At 56.5% G+C, this 520-nt stretch carries 2 rRNA genes; both read left to right on the top strand.

What is annotated here, in order from left to right:
- Nucleotides 1-109 (top strand): 16S ribosomal RNA (locus C8258_RS32135); the annotation flags it as partial.
- Nucleotides 110-436: 327 nt separating this feature from the next.
- A 23S ribosomal RNA gene (locus C8258_RS32140) occupies nt 437-520 on the top strand; the annotation flags it as partial.

Here is a 520-nt window from a genome sequence, read left to right on the forward strand (position 1 = left end):
GCCGGTGGCCTAACCCTTGTGGAGGGAGCCGTCGAAGGTGGGATTGGCGATTGGGACGAAGTCGTAACAAGGTAGCCGTACCGGAAGGTGCGGCTGGATCACCTCCTTTCTAAGGAGCACTTCTCCAGATGGTGTCTCGAACAGTCGAGATCGCCTCTGGCAGAGACAGTTTCGGACTCACATGTAGTCCGGCTGGAGCTCATGGGTGGAACGCTGACAACCTCTCCCGCGTATCGGCCGGTACTCAGTGACCGGCCGGCGGGGATATATCGACACACTGTTGGGTCCTGAAAGAACAGACGTTCTTTCCAGGCAAAAGATACGACAAGATTTTCTCCGCGTGTCATACCGCGGGTTTCTTCCCGGCTGGTGCCGCAGTGGTGAGAAGGTCTTGTGTGTTGTTTGAGAACTGCACAGTGGACGCGAGCATCTTTGTTAGTAAGTGTGTAAGAGCGTACGGTGGATGCCTTGGCACCAGGAGCCGATGAAGGACGTAGGAGGCTGCGATAAGCCTCGGGGA

The sequence above is a fragment of the Nocardia sp. MDA0666 genome (assembly GCF_003023875.1).
Lineage (GTDB): Bacteria > Actinomycetota > Actinomycetes > Mycobacteriales > Mycobacteriaceae > Nocardia > Nocardia aobensis.